Below are 13894 nucleotides of genomic sequence, written 5' to 3' on the forward strand. Positions count from 1 at the left end.
GGGAACCAGCATCTTTTTCAGACACACAAAAAAATGGCTCAGTATAGTGAACCGATCCATTTTATTTTTAATTGCAAAACAGATCCAAAAGGCAGAACAAATCGGGCTGCATTTTCGAATTTTGGAACAGAAAACGGAACCCGTTAATAAAAAGACGGCCTTTTAGCCGTCTTTTTTCAATAATCCGAAGTGACTGTCAACCCGTTGACGATGGCAATACTGGAGCTTGCCCCAATTCTTGTCGCTCCTGCCTCAATCATCTTTTGGACGTCCTCTGTACTTCTAACCCCGCCGGATGCTTTAACACCCAATTCAGGACCGACAGTTTGTCTCATTAAAGCAATGTCTTCCGCCGTCGCTCCACCCGTAGAAAATCCTGTTGAAGTCTTCACAAAATCCGCCCCTGCTTTTACGGAAAGTTCACAGGCGCGAATCTTTTCTTCTTGGCTTAACAAACTTGTTTCGATAATTACCTTCGTATGTGCTTTGCCCTTGGCGGCCTCTACAACCGCCCGGATATCTTTTTCCACCAATTCATCGTTATGATCCTTTAATGCTCCAATATTAATTACCATATCCACTTCATCGGCGCCATGCTCAATAGCGTTTTTCGTTTCAAACGCTTTCGTTTCAGAAGTAGTTGCCCCTAATGGGAATCCTATTACGGTACAAACCATTACACCACTGCCTTGCAGCAGTTCTTTAGCGGTACTTACCCATGTTGGGTTTATACACACCGAAGCAAATTTATATTCTTTTGCCTCTTGGCACAATGATTCAATTTGCTGCCTTGTTGCTTCAGGCTTTAGCAGGGTGTGATCAATCATTGCAGCAATATTTGTAGTCGCCATAAATGAGCTCCCTTCATTACCATTCGAAATTTATAATACAACCCTAAGTGGATTTGAAAGAAATTTGCTGCTGACTATAGTTTATCCTAAATACACAAAAAAAAAGGACCTAAATGGTCCTTAAATGGCAGTTTCTTCTTCAATAAATAATTCTGATTTTGTTACTGAATCCTCTACAACCTTAACAAATTGCCCTTCGTTGTATGGGTAGCCTGCTTTGGTAACCTTAACTTTAACAATTTTACCAATTAAATCTTCAGCTCCTGTGAAAACAACTTTCATGTAGTTATCAGTGTATCCCATCAATAAACCGGTATTAGCTTCTTCTTTTGAAACCTCTTCAGGAATCACTTCTAAGACTTCACCTTCAAATCGTGAAGCATATTCCTTTGCTAATTGATCAGAAAGGGAAATGAGGCGATGTACTCGATCATTTTTAACTTCCTCATCGACCTGATCTTCCATACGGGCGGCTGGTGTTCCAGTGCGCTTTGAATAAGGGAATACGTGAAGTTCAGAAAATTTATGGTCATTAATAAAATTATAGGTTTCCATAAACTCTTGCTCCGTCTCACCAGGGAAACCAACAATTACATCGGAGGTAACAGCAAGGCCAGGAAGAACTTCCTTTAGTCGCTCCAATCTTTCACCAAAGAACTCCATCGTATATTTTCGACGCATTCTTTTTAGGACAGAATTAGAACCCGATTGCAACGGAATATGCAAATGTCGAACGACAATCGGAGAATGTTTAATTACTTCAATCACTTCATCCGTAATTTGGCTCGCTTCAATCGATGAAATTCGCAAGCGTTTTAGCCCTTTGACTGCTTCCAAGTCACGAAGCAATTGGGCAAGATTATAATCCTTCATGTCTTCGCCGTATCCGCCCGTATGAATACCAGTCAAGACAATTTCCTGGTAACCCGCATCAACCAATTGCTGTGCTTGACGAATAACTTCTTTCGGATCTCGAGATCTCATTAACCCGCGTGCCCAGGGAATAATACAGAAGGTACAGAAATTGTTACAACCTTCTTGGATCTTTAGTGAAGCACGAGTTCGGTCCGTAAATGATGGGACATCAAGTTCTTCATAGATGCGACTTTTCATGATATTGCCAACACCGTTAATTGGCTGGCGCTCATGCTTGTATTGCTCAATATAATCAAGCATTTTAATCCGATCCTGGGTTCCGACCACAACGTCAACACCTGGGATAGCCATAATTTCTGCGGGTGAGGTTTGTGCATAACAACCAGTTACACAAATAACCGCATCAGGATTTTTTCTGACAGCCCGGCGAATGACCTGTCGGCTTTTTTTATCGCCTGTATTAGTAACGGTACATGTATTAATAATATAAACGTCCGAAATTGACTCAAAATCAACTCGTTCGTATCCTTCTTGTTTAAATAACTGCCAAATAGCTTCAGTTTCATAGTGATTAACTTTGCATCCTAACGTATGAAACGCAACTGTTGCCATTATTTGTTCACCTCATTAATTCAAAATGATAGGAAATTGCCGCGAGTGTATATAAAGGGGCAGTTTCCGTTCGTAATATTCTAGGGCCTAACCCGCAAATTGCAAAATCATTTTCCCTTAATTGCTCTACTTCCGCATCGGTTAAGCCGCCTTCTGGTCCAAATACCAAAAGAAGTGAATCACCTTTGTTCATTTTTTTGAGTGTAGCAGCAAAAACGGAAGTTTCGCCATTCCGACTCTCTTCTTCAAAAGCAACTATTTTATAATGAAAATTTTTGCTTTTTGTAAGCAATTCTTTAAAGCTAATTGCACTAAGAACTTCTGGCAAAAATGCACGGTGGGATTGCTCAGCAGCTTCTTTAGCTATTTTTTGCCATCGATCTATTTTTTTCGAAGCTTTTTTTTCGTCCCATTTTACAACTGAACGAGCCGCTGAGAATGGGAGAAACCGATGTGCACCAAGTTCTGTGCCTTTTTGAATAATCCACTCTAGCTTGTCCCCCTTGGGCAGTCCACTTGCAATCGTTATTGAAATGGGAAGCTCAGAGACAGTTTCCATCCATTGTACAACGTCCGCAACAACACTGGTATCGGTAATTTCTGCAAGGGCGCACACAGCTTGCTTCCCTTCTTGGTCAACACAAATAATTTGATCACCAAGTTGCATACGCATTACCTTGACGATATGATGCCGGTCCTCTTCATCAATCAAAAAACGATTACCATTTGCTCGTTGTTTAACAAAGTATCGTTGCACACTTCCTGCACCCTCTCTAAACATATACGCTTTATTTTACTAAAAAAAGTCTTGATTTAAAAGTATGGCATGAAAAAAAGGGGTTATTTCCCCCTTTTTTCCACCATTATAACCTTTTAGCAATAATCGCAACCCAATCTTCCATCAAAATCGTTTCTATGATCTCAAATCCTGCTGCTACCAATGAATCTTTAACTTGATCTTTTTTCTGCTTGATAATTCCTGAGGTAATAAAAGACCCGCCAGGTTTGACAACCTTGGCCGCATCCTCAGTAAACCGTAGAATGACTTCTGCTAGAATATTGGCAACAATGACATCGGCAGAATTTTCTTCAACGCCATCGAGCAAATTATTTTGTGCTGTCGTTGCACGATCACTCACCTTATTGAGTTTAAGGTTCACTCTCGCTGTTGTGACCGCCACCTCATCAAGGTCAAAGGCACGAACATCTTCGGCACCCAGCATCGCTGCTGCAATACTTAAAACCCCTGAGCCTGTTCCAACATCAATAACCCGATCACCGGGACGAACTGTTCTCTCAAGTGCTTGAATACATAGAACAGTTGTCGGATGTGTTCCAGTTCCGAATGCCATTCCCGGATCTAATTCAATAATTAGTTCATCACTGCTGACCGGAGTATAAATCTCCCAAGTCGGAACAATGGTAAACTTTTCAGAAATCTTCACGGGATGATAATATTTTTTCCAAGCAGTTGCCCATTCTTCTTCATTCACTTCACTAATAGATACATGATTCTTACCGATATCGATATTGTGAATAATTAAATTACTAATCGACTCTTTAATGGCATCAACCGTTTCGCCTAAAAAGCTGTTAACCGGAAGGTACGCTTTTAATATTACGCCTTCTTCTGGATAATCATCGGGATTGAGTTGATAGATTTCACCAAATTGATCTTCTCTTTCTTTTGTCAGTTCAAATGGATCTTCAATGACTACACCGCTCGCCCCAGCTTCATGCAAAATATGAGAAATAGGTTCAATCGCCTCATTTGTTGTGTGAATACTGATTTCGGACCATTTCACATCTACCAACTCCAATCCTTACTCGCTTTTAAAAGCTCGTTTTACTTTTGAGAAAAAACTTTCTTCGTGTTCACCAATCGGAGAATTGCCGCTTAGCTCTGCGAATTCTTTCAAGAGTTGCTTTTGCTTATCCGACAGTTTTGTTGGTGTAATAATTCGAACGAGAATATATTGATCTCCAACACCGTATCCACGCACGTTAGGAACACCTTTTCCTTTTAATCGGAATTTTTTCCCTGTTTGCGTCCCTGCAGGAACTTTTAGCTTTACCTTCCCATGCAAAGTAGGTACCTCGATTTCAGCACCCAAGGAAGCTTGAACAAAAGTGATTGGCATTTCACAATAAATATCATCGCCATCTCTTTCAAAAAACTCATGCTGTCTAACATGGAAAACAACATAGAGGTCCCCGGCTGGTCCACCGTTAAACCCAGCTTCACCTTGACCTGACATGCGAAGCTGCTGTCCATCATCAATACCGGCAGGGATTTTAACATGGATTTTCTTGCGCTTTTGAACTTTTCCTTTACCACCGCAAGTTGAACATTTATGTTTAATTTCTTTACCGGTACCATTACAGTGATTACAGGTGCGACGATTAACAATTCTGCCGAATGGGGTATTTTGCTCCACATTTAACTGCCCTGTTCCCTGACAGTGCTGACATGTTTCTGGTTTAGTTCCAGGCTTTGCCCCGGAACCACTACATGTACCACAAGTTTCTTCACGTGGAATTTCAATATCTGTTTCTTTTCCAAATGCTGCTTCTTCAAAAGAAACGGTCATCGTATACTGAAGGTCTGCCCCTTGTCTTGGTGCGTTTGGATCACGTCTTCTTCCGCCTCCACCGCCGCCAAAAAAGGTATTAAAGATATCTTCAAAACCGCCGCCAAAGCCGCCGCCGAAATCTCCGCCGCCGCCAAAGCCCTGGTTTGGATCCGTATGACCAAATTGATCATAATGTGCCTTTTTCTGATCATCGCTCAATATTTCGTAAGCTTCAGTTATTTCCTTAAATTTATCAGCTGCATCTGCTTCTTTATTAATATCTGGATGATATTTTTTTGAAAGCTTGCGATAAGCCTTTTTTACTTCATCCTTTGAAGCACTTTTACTAATCCCAAGTACTTCATAGTAATCCCGTTTACTCATGATTACCCACTCCCGAATCTGTCACATAAAGACTATTCTATCATTTATAACAATGTTATTGCAATAAAAAAGCCAAAGCCCATCGTTCTGACTTTGACTTTTTTCTGAGCTGAGAAACTCTTATTTATCTTCTTTTACTTCTTCAAATTCTGCATCAACAACATCATCTTTACCACCGGCAGTATTTCCAGCTTCAGGGTTACCTTGTTGTGCTTGCTGCGCAGCTGCTGCTTGTTCATAAAGTTTAACAGTCAAAGCTTGAACAATTTCCTGTAAAGCATCCTTTTTCGCACGGATTTCATCCAGGTCGTTTTTCTCAATTGCGGCTTTTAACGCATCTTTTGCTTCATTAGCATTGGCTACTTCACCTGCATCAACCTTACCTTCAAGGTCTTTTAAGGTTTTTTCTGTTGTAAAGACAAGTTGGTCTGCTTCATTACGAACTTCCACTTCTTCTTTGCGAAGTTTATCAGCATCAGCATTTTCTTCAGCTTCACGGACCATTTGTTGAATTTCTTCATCTGATAATCCTGTTGAAGATTTGATGGTAATTTGTTGTTCTTTATTTGTACCAAGATCCTTAGCACGAACATTTACGATACCATTCTTATCAATATCAAAGTTAACTTCAATTTGTGGAATTCCACGTGGAGCTGGTGGAATATCTGATAATTGGAAGCGTCCTAGTGTCTTATTATTAGCCGCCATTGGACGTTCCCCTTGAAGAACATGGATATCAACGGCAGTTTGATTATCAGCAGCAGTTGAGAATACTTGTGACTTAGATGTAGGGATGGTGGTATTACGATCAATTAACTTCGTAAATACGCCGCCCATTGTTTCAATACCAAGAGATAATGGGGTAACGTCAAGCAATACTACATCTTTAACATCACCGGTAATAACTCCACCTTGAATGGCAGCACCCATTGCTACAACCTCATCAGGGTTAACACCACGATGCGGCTCTTGTCCAGTCGCTTTTTTAATGGCTTCTTGTACAGCAGGAATACGTGTTGATCCACCAACAAGGATAACTTTATCAATTTCTGAAGGTGTTAAACCAGCATCGTTTAATGCTTGGCGAGTTGGACCCATCGTCCGCTCGACAAGATGCGCAGATATTTCATCAAACTTAGCTCTTGTCATCGTAACTTCCAGGTGAAGCGGACCTGCAGGACCGGCAGTGATAAATGGTAATGAAATTTGCGTTGAAGTTACACCGGATAAATCCTTTTTCGCCTTTTCAGCCGCATCTTTTAAGCGTTGTAACGCCATTTTATCTTGCGCAAGGTCGATCCCGTTTTCTTTTTTAAATTGGTCTACCAGATAATCAATAACGACTTGGTCAAAGTCATCTCCGCCCAGACGATTATCACCAGCTGTTGATTTAACTTGGAACACACCGTCGCCTAATTCAAGAATCGAAACGTCAAATGTTCCACCGCCAAGGTCATAAACAAGAATGGTTTGATCTTGATCGGTTTTATCTAATCCATAAGCAAGCGCTGCAGCAGTTGGTTCGTTGATGATACGCTCAACTTCTAAACCAGCAATCTTACCTGCATCCTTTGTTGCTTGACGCTCAGCATCATTAAAGTATGCTGGTACGGTAATTACTGCCTTTGTAACTGGTTCGCCTAAATAATCTTCCGCATACGATTTTAGATATTGAAGAATAATTGCAGATAATTCTTGTGGTGTATACTCTTTGCCTTCAATGTCCACTTTGTAATTTGTGCCCATATGACGTTTAATGGACATGATTGTATTTGGGTTTGTGATTGCTTGACGTTTAGCTACTTCTCCAACTTGGCGTTCTCCATTTTTAAACGCAATCACGGAAGGGGCTGTACGATTGCCTTCTGGATTTGGAATAACTTTTGGTTCGCCGCCTTCAAGGACAGCAACACAAGAGTTGGTTGTACCAAGGTCAATACCGATAATTTTACTCATTTCCTTTTCCTCCTAAAAATATGTAATCTTATTGATTTACTTTTACCATTGCTGGACGAATGACGCGGTCCTTTAACAAATATCCTTTTTGAAATTCATCCGTTACAATATTAGAGCCGTAGTTCTCGTCCTCACCCTGCATAACGGCTTGATGGAGATGCGGGTCAAATTCCTTACCTACCGATTCAATTATTTCAACACCTTCATTTTTCAAGGCATCTAGTAAACTGCGGTAAACCATGTCCATTCCTTGAAGAAGTGCCTTGGTTTGTTCATTATCTGCCTCAAGTTTCATGCCTCTTTCAAAATTGTCGATTGCAGGTAGTAAATCTGTAATTAGTTTCTGTGCTCTATATTTTTGGCTCGCTTCTAGATCAATTCTAGTGCGTCTCCGGAAATTATCAAAATCAGCTTGGAGCCTTAGATATCGATTATCTGCTTCCTCTAATTTTCCCTTCAGCAATTGAAGTTCTTGTTCCTTTTCATCAACTGGAAAGTCATCAGTTTTTTCTGTTGTTCCACCCTCTTCGAAAACAGTCTCAACCGTTTTTTCATCGGTAAGTTCAACATTTACAGTATTTTCGATATCAACTTCTTCATTTATCGTGTTATTATTCTCATTTGTCAACTTACTCACCTCCCTTAAAGCATTTACCCATTTAAGTAATATATTTTCATGGAAAAGGGGATGAAATGAAAGGTATTTCACCAAAGTGGAATTTACCGTATTTCACCCTTACTCAATATTTCCAGTGCTATTTATTTTGATACAACTTTGTTAAAACTGCCGTTAAATCCTTACTAAGAAATTGCAATAAGCTAATGACTCGAGAATATTCCATTCGTGTCGGACCTAGGATGGCAATCGTTCCTAAATTTTCAACCCCTGCAGAATAGGTAGCGGTGATTAGGCTACAATTATCCATCACACTATTGTTATTCTCTCTGCCAATTTTGACATGAATGCCTGCTGAATCATTTCTGATTAAATTATATATCCACTCTTCCTGGTCAATCAGGGTTAAAAGGCTGCGAAGCTTTGCAACATCATGAAACTCAGGCTGACTTAGCATATTCGTTTTTCCGCCAAAGAAAAGTTTTTCATTAATTGGCATTTTTAATGAATCAGCAACGGTATGCAGCATTAAATCGTAATTATGAATATGCTGCCTTAAGAGCATCGCCACTTCTTTATAAATTTTATCATTTAGGTCTTCAAGTGGAACTCCTGCTAAACGTTCATTTAGGATATTGACTGTTTTTTCCAAGTCACTTGCATCCACCGAAGGCGGTAAGGAAAATGTCCTATTTTCAACATGTCCAGTGTCTGTTACAAAAATAGCTACAGCGGTCTCTTTGTTCAACGGGATAATTTGAATTCTTTTCAACTTATTAATACTAACGGCCGGACCAAGAACAATCGATGTGTAATTAGTTAGTTCTGATAATATTTTTGCTGATCTTTGAATAATTTTTTCAAACTCAAAAATTTTCTCCGCAAAAATCGACTGAATAATGGTTACATCATGTTGATTTAACACTTGTGGAGACAGGAGATGGTCAACATAATACCGATAACCTTTTTCCGATGGGACACGCCCTGAAGAGGTATGTGTCTTTTCAATATACCCCAAATCTTCTAGGTCGGACATTTCATTACGAATCGTTGCCGAACTAAAAGAGATTTCCTCTTTTTTCGACAAGCTTCTTGAGCCGACTGGTTGGGCAGATCGAATAAAGTCATCAACAATAACTTGAAGAATTAACAATTGACGATCTGTTAACAACATTCATCACCTCTGTTAGCACTCCTAGTTACCGAGTGCTAATTATACTAATAAATTATCAAATAAAGGGGGATGGTGTCAATCAAAAAGCAAATCACTTTTATCTTAAAAATGCCTGAAAAACTTCATTCCCTAGCAGCCGGCCCTTTTTTGTTAAAAATATATGACCCTTTCGCACTTCTAACCACTGTTTATTAGTTAATTCAGCAATCTCCTGCTCGAATAACTGTTGTGGATCAACGGCAAACTTTTCAATAAAATGTGGGACCGATACCCCTGAGGTTTTACGTAATCCTAGGAACATTTCTTCTTCCATTTGTTCAACCTTTGTGGTTTGATGTTCATCAATAACTGGGAGTTCCCCACTATTAATTTGGTCCATATATCTTTTTAATGGGCCTGTATTTGATCGTCTAACCCCATTCAAATAACTATGAGCCCCAGCTCCGAACCCATAATAGGATTCGTTGTTCCAATAGGTAAGGTTATGCCTGCTTTCAAACCCAGGTTTGGAAAAATTACTAATTTCATATTGGTTGAATCCATTCTTTTCCATTTCCTCCATTAATAATTCATACATGGCTGCTTCCACATCCTCACCGGGAGTAGGTAACTTTCCTTTTTTCAAGAGGTTATAAAAGACAGTTTTTGGTTCAATAATTAAGGAATATGCTGAATAATGCGTTATATCTAGTAAAAAAGCCTCAGTTAATGACTCTTTAAAATCTGTTATCGTTTGCGTTGGTAAACTAAAGATGAGATCGATACTAATGTTTTCGAATCCGATTGTTTTTGCGTTTTCAATGGTTTGATAAACATCTTTCGCTTTATGAACGCGGCCGATTTTTTTTAGTAATTCCTCGTTAAAAGTTTGCACACCTAGACTTAGACGATTTACACCCGCATCCTTTAATATTTGTAATTTTTCCTTTGTTAAATCACCTGGATTGGCTTCAAAGGTAAATTCCATCGTCTCACTTTTCGGCAGGTTTCTGTTAATACTATCGCAAAAACGATAGAGCTGCTGCTCATTTAACGATGTCGGGGTACCTCCTCCAACAAAAATCGTTTCCAGATTACCTGTGGGAAACTGGTTAACTGTCATTCGAATTTCTTGATCAAGCGCTTTTAAATACTCATCTACCGGCTGACCCTTTAGAAATACTTTATTAAAATCACAATAATGGCAAATATGCTCACAAAAAGGGATATGGAGATAGGCCGATTTAATCATTTCTTTCACTTCCTCGATAAATGTAACAAAAAGAGGTTAGAATTCGCCCGAAAATGGCTTGTCCTAACCTCCCGCTAGTTTATTTTTTTGTGTTGGTATCGTCCATTTTTAAGACAGCCATAAATGCTTCTTGTGGTACTTCAACGGACCCAACCTGTTTCATCCGCTTCTTACCTTCTTTTTGCTTTTCTAACAATTTGCGTTTACGGGAAATATCTCCACCATAACATTTGGCTAATACGTTTTTACGCATCGCTTTAATTGTGGAACGAGCGACAATTTTTTGACCAATCGCCGCCTGAATCGGAACCTCGAACTGTTGTCTTGGAATAAGTTCCTTCAGTTTTTCAACGATAATTTTTCCACGTTCATAGGCAAAATCATTATGAACGATAAAGCTTAAAGCATCCACTTTTTCAGCATTTAGTAATATATCCATTTTGACCAATTTGGATGGTTTATAACCAATAAGCTCGTAATCAAAGGAAGCATAACCTCTTGTGCTCGATTTCAATTGATCAAAGAAATCATAGACAATTTCCGCTAATGGCATCTCATAAATGATACTTACCCGATTTTCAGCCAGGTATTCCATCGTTACGAAAATCCCTCGTTTGAGTTGGCATAGTTCCATAATTGTACCAACATAATCATTTGGAGCCATCATGGTTGCTTTTACATAAGGCTCTTCCACGCGTTCTATTTTTTGCGGGTCTGGTAAATCCGACGGATTATCCACCTTTATTTCAGAACCATCTGTCATGTGAACGTGATAGATAACACTTGGTGCAGTCGTAATAAGGTCAATCTTGAATTCTCGTTCAATCCGTTCTTGAATGATTTCCATATGAAGCAGTCCTAGAAATCCACAGCGGAAACCGAAACCAAGTGCTTGCGATGTTTCAGGTTCAAATTGAAGGGAGGAATCGTTTAACTGCAGCTTTTCAAGCGCTTCACGCAAATCATTAAATTTCGCTGTATCAATTGGATAAAGCCCACAATATACCATTGGGTTGAGTTTGCGGTAACCAGGTAGGGCTTCTGTTGCTCCATTTTTCGCATTTGTAATTGTATCACCGACACGGGTGTCGCCGACATTTTTAATCGATGCAGATAAAAAGCCAACATCACCAACGGTTAACTCGTTTAACATCGTCGCTTTTGGGGTAAAAACACCCACTTCATTTACTTCAAATTCTTTCCCGGTAGCCATCATTCTTACTTTGTCGCCGACTTTAACAGTTCCCTCGACAACCCGGATATAGGCAACAACACCTCGATAGGCATCATAAAGTGAATCAAATATTAGTGCTTTTAACGGTGCTTCTGGATTTCCAGTTGGTGCAGGGACTTTTTCAACAATTTGTTCAAGGATTTCTTCGATCCCAATTCCTGCTTTAGCTGAAGCTAACACAGCTTCTGAAGCATCCAAGCCGATGACTTCTTCGATTTCGCCGCGTACCCGCTCGGGGTCAGCACTAGGTAAGTCGATTTTATTGATGACTGGTAAAATTTCAAGATCGTTATCAAGTGCCAGGTAAACGTTCGCTAGTGTCTGTGCTTCAATTCCTTGAGCAGCATCAACGACTAAAACAGCCCCTTCACAGGCGGCAAGGCTCCTTGAAACCTCATAGGTAAAATCGACGTGTCCAGGTGTATCAATTAAATGGAAAATATATTCTTCTCCATCTTTAGCTTTGTATTTTAACTGAACGGCATTTAACTTAATGGTAATCCCGCGTTCTCTTTCAAGGTCCATTGAATCTAATAGCTGGTCTTTCATTTCCCGAGAGGTTAACGCATTGGTTTTCTCCAAGATACGGTCAGCCAAAGTTGATTTCCCATGATCGATATGGGCAATGATTGAAAAATTTCTAATTTTCGATTGTCGGTTTAGTCTTTCATTATTGTTCACGGTATTTCACTCCTACTATACTCGCACATAAACACTATTTTGAATTATATCAATAGGATTACCAAGATTCAATCAAAACTCTAATAAGATTATTTCCTGAAATAAAATAGTGGCACCCAATGGATGCCACTTACACATTTAATCTGCTATAGAATCAACTATTTTTTGGGAGGCAGCTGATATTCCCTCAGACATCTTCTTTCCCATCGAAGAGAAGAAATTATATGCGTTTATTTCTTCAAGCTTCTTTTTCTTTGCTTCGAGATCATGGCTTGATATATCATTGCCCAAAAAGGTTGCACTTAAGTTACTGTCCGTTTCATTTAAACTTACGGCATTTTGAAAATTCGGATCATCATAGCCTTTCATTTTATGAATACCGTCATTGGCTAATTGCATACCTACTAAAACAGAGATTAACATGAGAGCAGCTAGGCATAGGCTTTTTAACATGAACATTTTCATAAAAAATGCTCCCTTACATCTATTGTTTTTTCGTTGATTGCTCAACATCACCATTTACTTTTTCTGCTTGCCAGTAGAATTCACTAAATACGTCTGCAAGTGCGTCAGCCGATCGATTTAATTCTTCAAATGTATTATCGACTCCGCCAAATTCAATCAAAAGCGCATTTTCAGACAGGTTTTGATTGTAAATACTATTTGAGCCGGCAGCATTTTTGACCATAACTCCTCGGCTTAACCCCTTATACTTCTTTTGGAGTAGATCGTGCAGTTCCTTTGCTAGCTTTGCATTTTTTTCATAATTTGGGTTTTTACCACCGATAATAAATGCAAGTCGAGCATAGGATTTACCATTTATACTAACAGTGGTTTGTGGCTTTCGTTGGGAATCCCTATGAATATCAATTAAATAATTTAAATCACGATTGGAAGCCATGGCTGCTTGAACAACCGGACGCGATTCTTGGTAGGATTTAGCGTAACCTAAATGTTTTTTATTTAAGTTTCCTTGGATATCTGTCTTATCAACAAAAGTTCCGATTCCTCGATCTTCCAAGCTTGTTCTTAGTTGGTCGCCAATTTTTGTCACATTAAATTGTGAATGGTAAGCATTGTCAGGATCGTTTACTCCTTTAAGATAGGGGATATACGATTCCCGATTATGTGTGAAGTAAACATATACCACCTTCCGTTTTCCGGTAGTTTTGCTAGGATCAGCAGGGGTTTTTTCACCTGATGGTGTTTTGATACTATCTAAATTCTGCAGTGAAGCCTCCCGTTCAGCTTTCATAATCTCAAGTGGTGGTGCAGATTCTATCGGCATATTGGTATAGTTCGTTCCCTCACCTGCAACAACAATTTTTCCATCAAATTGAAAGAATCCGGGAAGCTCTCTGCCAAGCAGGCTTCGAGGATCATTTAAATTTATATTGCTTGATAGTTTAAAAACCAAGTTGGTTAACTTAGGAGTCGCCGTCCAATCTTGTCCAACTGATAAAAAATGATGGTTCTCCCAGCCCATTAATTGATAAAGCAATTTTCCATTCACATTTGTAGCAGCCTGATTAACAGAAGACGACATTGGCCGATATTGTGGCTTTAACGAGGTTAATAATCCACTAATAGAGAAAATCAATAGCATAAAGATTATCAGTAATCCAGCGACTTTAAGTAAACTTGATCCTTGTACCATAATAAATGTTCCTGAGTTTCTAGCTTTCATGGTTCCACCTCGCAAAACG

Annotated in this window: 12 protein-coding genes; all 12 read right to left on the minus strand. The window is 39.3% G+C overall.

Annotated features, from left to right (window positions below; genetic code table 11):
- Window positions 1-176: 176 nt before the first annotated feature.
- Entirely contained in the window at window positions 177-851 is a 675-nt protein-coding gene (gene deoC, locus BDR01S_RS05165; protein ID WP_066257700.1) for a deoxyribose-phosphate aldolase, read from the minus strand.
- Between the two features lie 120 nt (window positions 852-971).
- The gene (gene mtaB / locus BDR01S_RS05170; protein ID WP_066257701.1) at window positions 972-2339 is read right to left on the minus strand and encodes a tRNA (N(6)-L-threonylcarbamoyladenosine(37)-C(2))-methylthiotransferase MtaB; all 1368 of its coding nucleotides are present in this window, start codon (window positions 2337-2339) and stop codon (window positions 972-974) included.
- A 7-nt stretch (window positions 2340-2346) separates the two neighbouring features.
- A complete protein-coding gene (locus tag BDR01S_RS05175) occupies window positions 2347-3096 on the minus strand; it encodes a 16S rRNA (uracil(1498)-N(3))-methyltransferase (RefSeq protein WP_066257703.1) in 750 nt (249 codons plus the stop codon).
- Between the two features lie 106 nt (window positions 3097-3202).
- Complete coding sequence (gene prmA, locus BDR01S_RS05180; protein WP_066257705.1) at window positions 3203-4144, minus strand: 50S ribosomal protein L11 methyltransferase; 942 nt, start codon at window positions 4142-4144, stop codon at window positions 3203-3205.
- Window positions 4145-4162: 18 nt separating this feature from the next.
- A complete protein-coding gene (gene dnaJ, locus BDR01S_RS05185) occupies window positions 4163-5296 on the minus strand; it encodes a molecular chaperone DnaJ (RefSeq protein WP_066257707.1) in 1134 nt (377 codons plus the stop codon).
- A gap of 120 nt (window positions 5297-5416) precedes the next feature.
- On the minus strand, window positions 5417-7252 hold the full coding sequence (gene dnaK / locus BDR01S_RS05190) for a molecular chaperone DnaK (RefSeq protein WP_066257709.1): 1836 nt from the start codon (window positions 7250-7252) through the stop codon (window positions 5417-5419).
- A gap of 28 nt (window positions 7253-7280) precedes the next feature.
- Window positions 7281-7880, minus strand: coding sequence for a nucleotide exchange factor GrpE (grpE, locus tag BDR01S_RS05195; RefSeq protein WP_066257711.1), 600 nt, complete (start codon window positions 7878-7880; stop codon window positions 7281-7283).
- A 127-nt stretch (window positions 7881-8007) separates the two neighbouring features.
- Entirely contained in the window at window positions 8008-9039 is a 1032-nt protein-coding gene (gene hrcA, locus BDR01S_RS05200) for a heat-inducible transcriptional repressor HrcA (RefSeq protein WP_066260287.1), read from the minus strand.
- Window positions 9040-9139: 100 nt separating this feature from the next.
- Window positions 9140-10273 (minus strand): radical SAM family heme chaperone HemW, encoded by a 1134-nt coding sequence (gene hemW, locus BDR01S_RS05205; RefSeq protein ID WP_066257713.1) that lies wholly within the window; start codon window positions 10271-10273, stop codon window positions 9140-9142.
- A gap of 79 nt (window positions 10274-10352) precedes the next feature.
- Window positions 10353-12188 carry a translation elongation factor 4 gene (gene lepA / locus BDR01S_RS05210; protein WP_066257714.1) on the minus strand — a complete coding sequence of 612 codons (1836 nt, stop codon included), beginning with the start codon at window positions 12186-12188 and terminating at the stop codon, window positions 10353-10355.
- Window positions 12189-12326: 138 nt separating this feature from the next.
- Entirely contained in the window at window positions 12327-12641 is a 315-nt protein-coding gene (locus tag BDR01S_RS05215; RefSeq protein WP_369691097.1) for a YqxA family protein, read from the minus strand.
- Between the two features lie 31 nt (window positions 12642-12672).
- A complete protein-coding gene (gene spoIIP / locus BDR01S_RS05220) occupies window positions 12673-13875 on the minus strand; it encodes a stage II sporulation protein P (RefSeq protein WP_066257718.1) in 1203 nt (400 codons plus the stop codon).
- Between the last annotated feature and the right edge of the window lie 19 nt (window positions 13876-13894).

The organism is Neobacillus drentensis NBRC 102427, assembly GCF_001591445.1.
Taxonomy (GTDB): domain Bacteria; phylum Bacillota; class Bacilli; order Bacillales; family Cytobacillaceae; genus Neobacillus; species Neobacillus drentensis.

Bases quoted from the DNA above. Each gene is read 5' to 3' on its own strand.
- dnaK (WP_066257709.1), bottom strand. From the start codon at position 7,252: ATGAGTAAAATTATCGGTATTGACCTTGGTACAACCAACTCTTGTGTT.
- hemW (WP_066257713.1), bottom strand. From the start codon at position 10,273: ATGATTAAATCGGCCTATCTCCATATCCCTTTTTGTGAGCATATTTGC.
- mtaB (WP_066257701.1), bottom strand. From the start codon at position 2,339: ATGGCAACAGTTGCGTTTCATACGTTAGGATGCAAAGTTAATCACTAT.
- dnaJ (WP_066257707.1), bottom strand. From the start codon at position 5,296: ATGAGTAAACGGGATTACTATGAAGTACTTGGGATTAGTAAAAGTGCT.
- deoC (WP_066257700.1), bottom strand. From the start codon at position 851: ATGGCGACTACAAATATTGCTGCAATGATTGATCACACCCTGCTAAAG.
- BDR01S_RS05215 (WP_369691097.1), bottom strand. From the start codon at position 12,641: ATGTTAAAAAGCCTATGCCTAGCTGCTCTCATGTTAATCTCTGTTTTA.
- spoIIP (WP_066257718.1), bottom strand. From the start codon at position 13,875: ATGAAAGCTAGAAACTCAGGAACATTTATTATGGTACAAGGATCAAGT.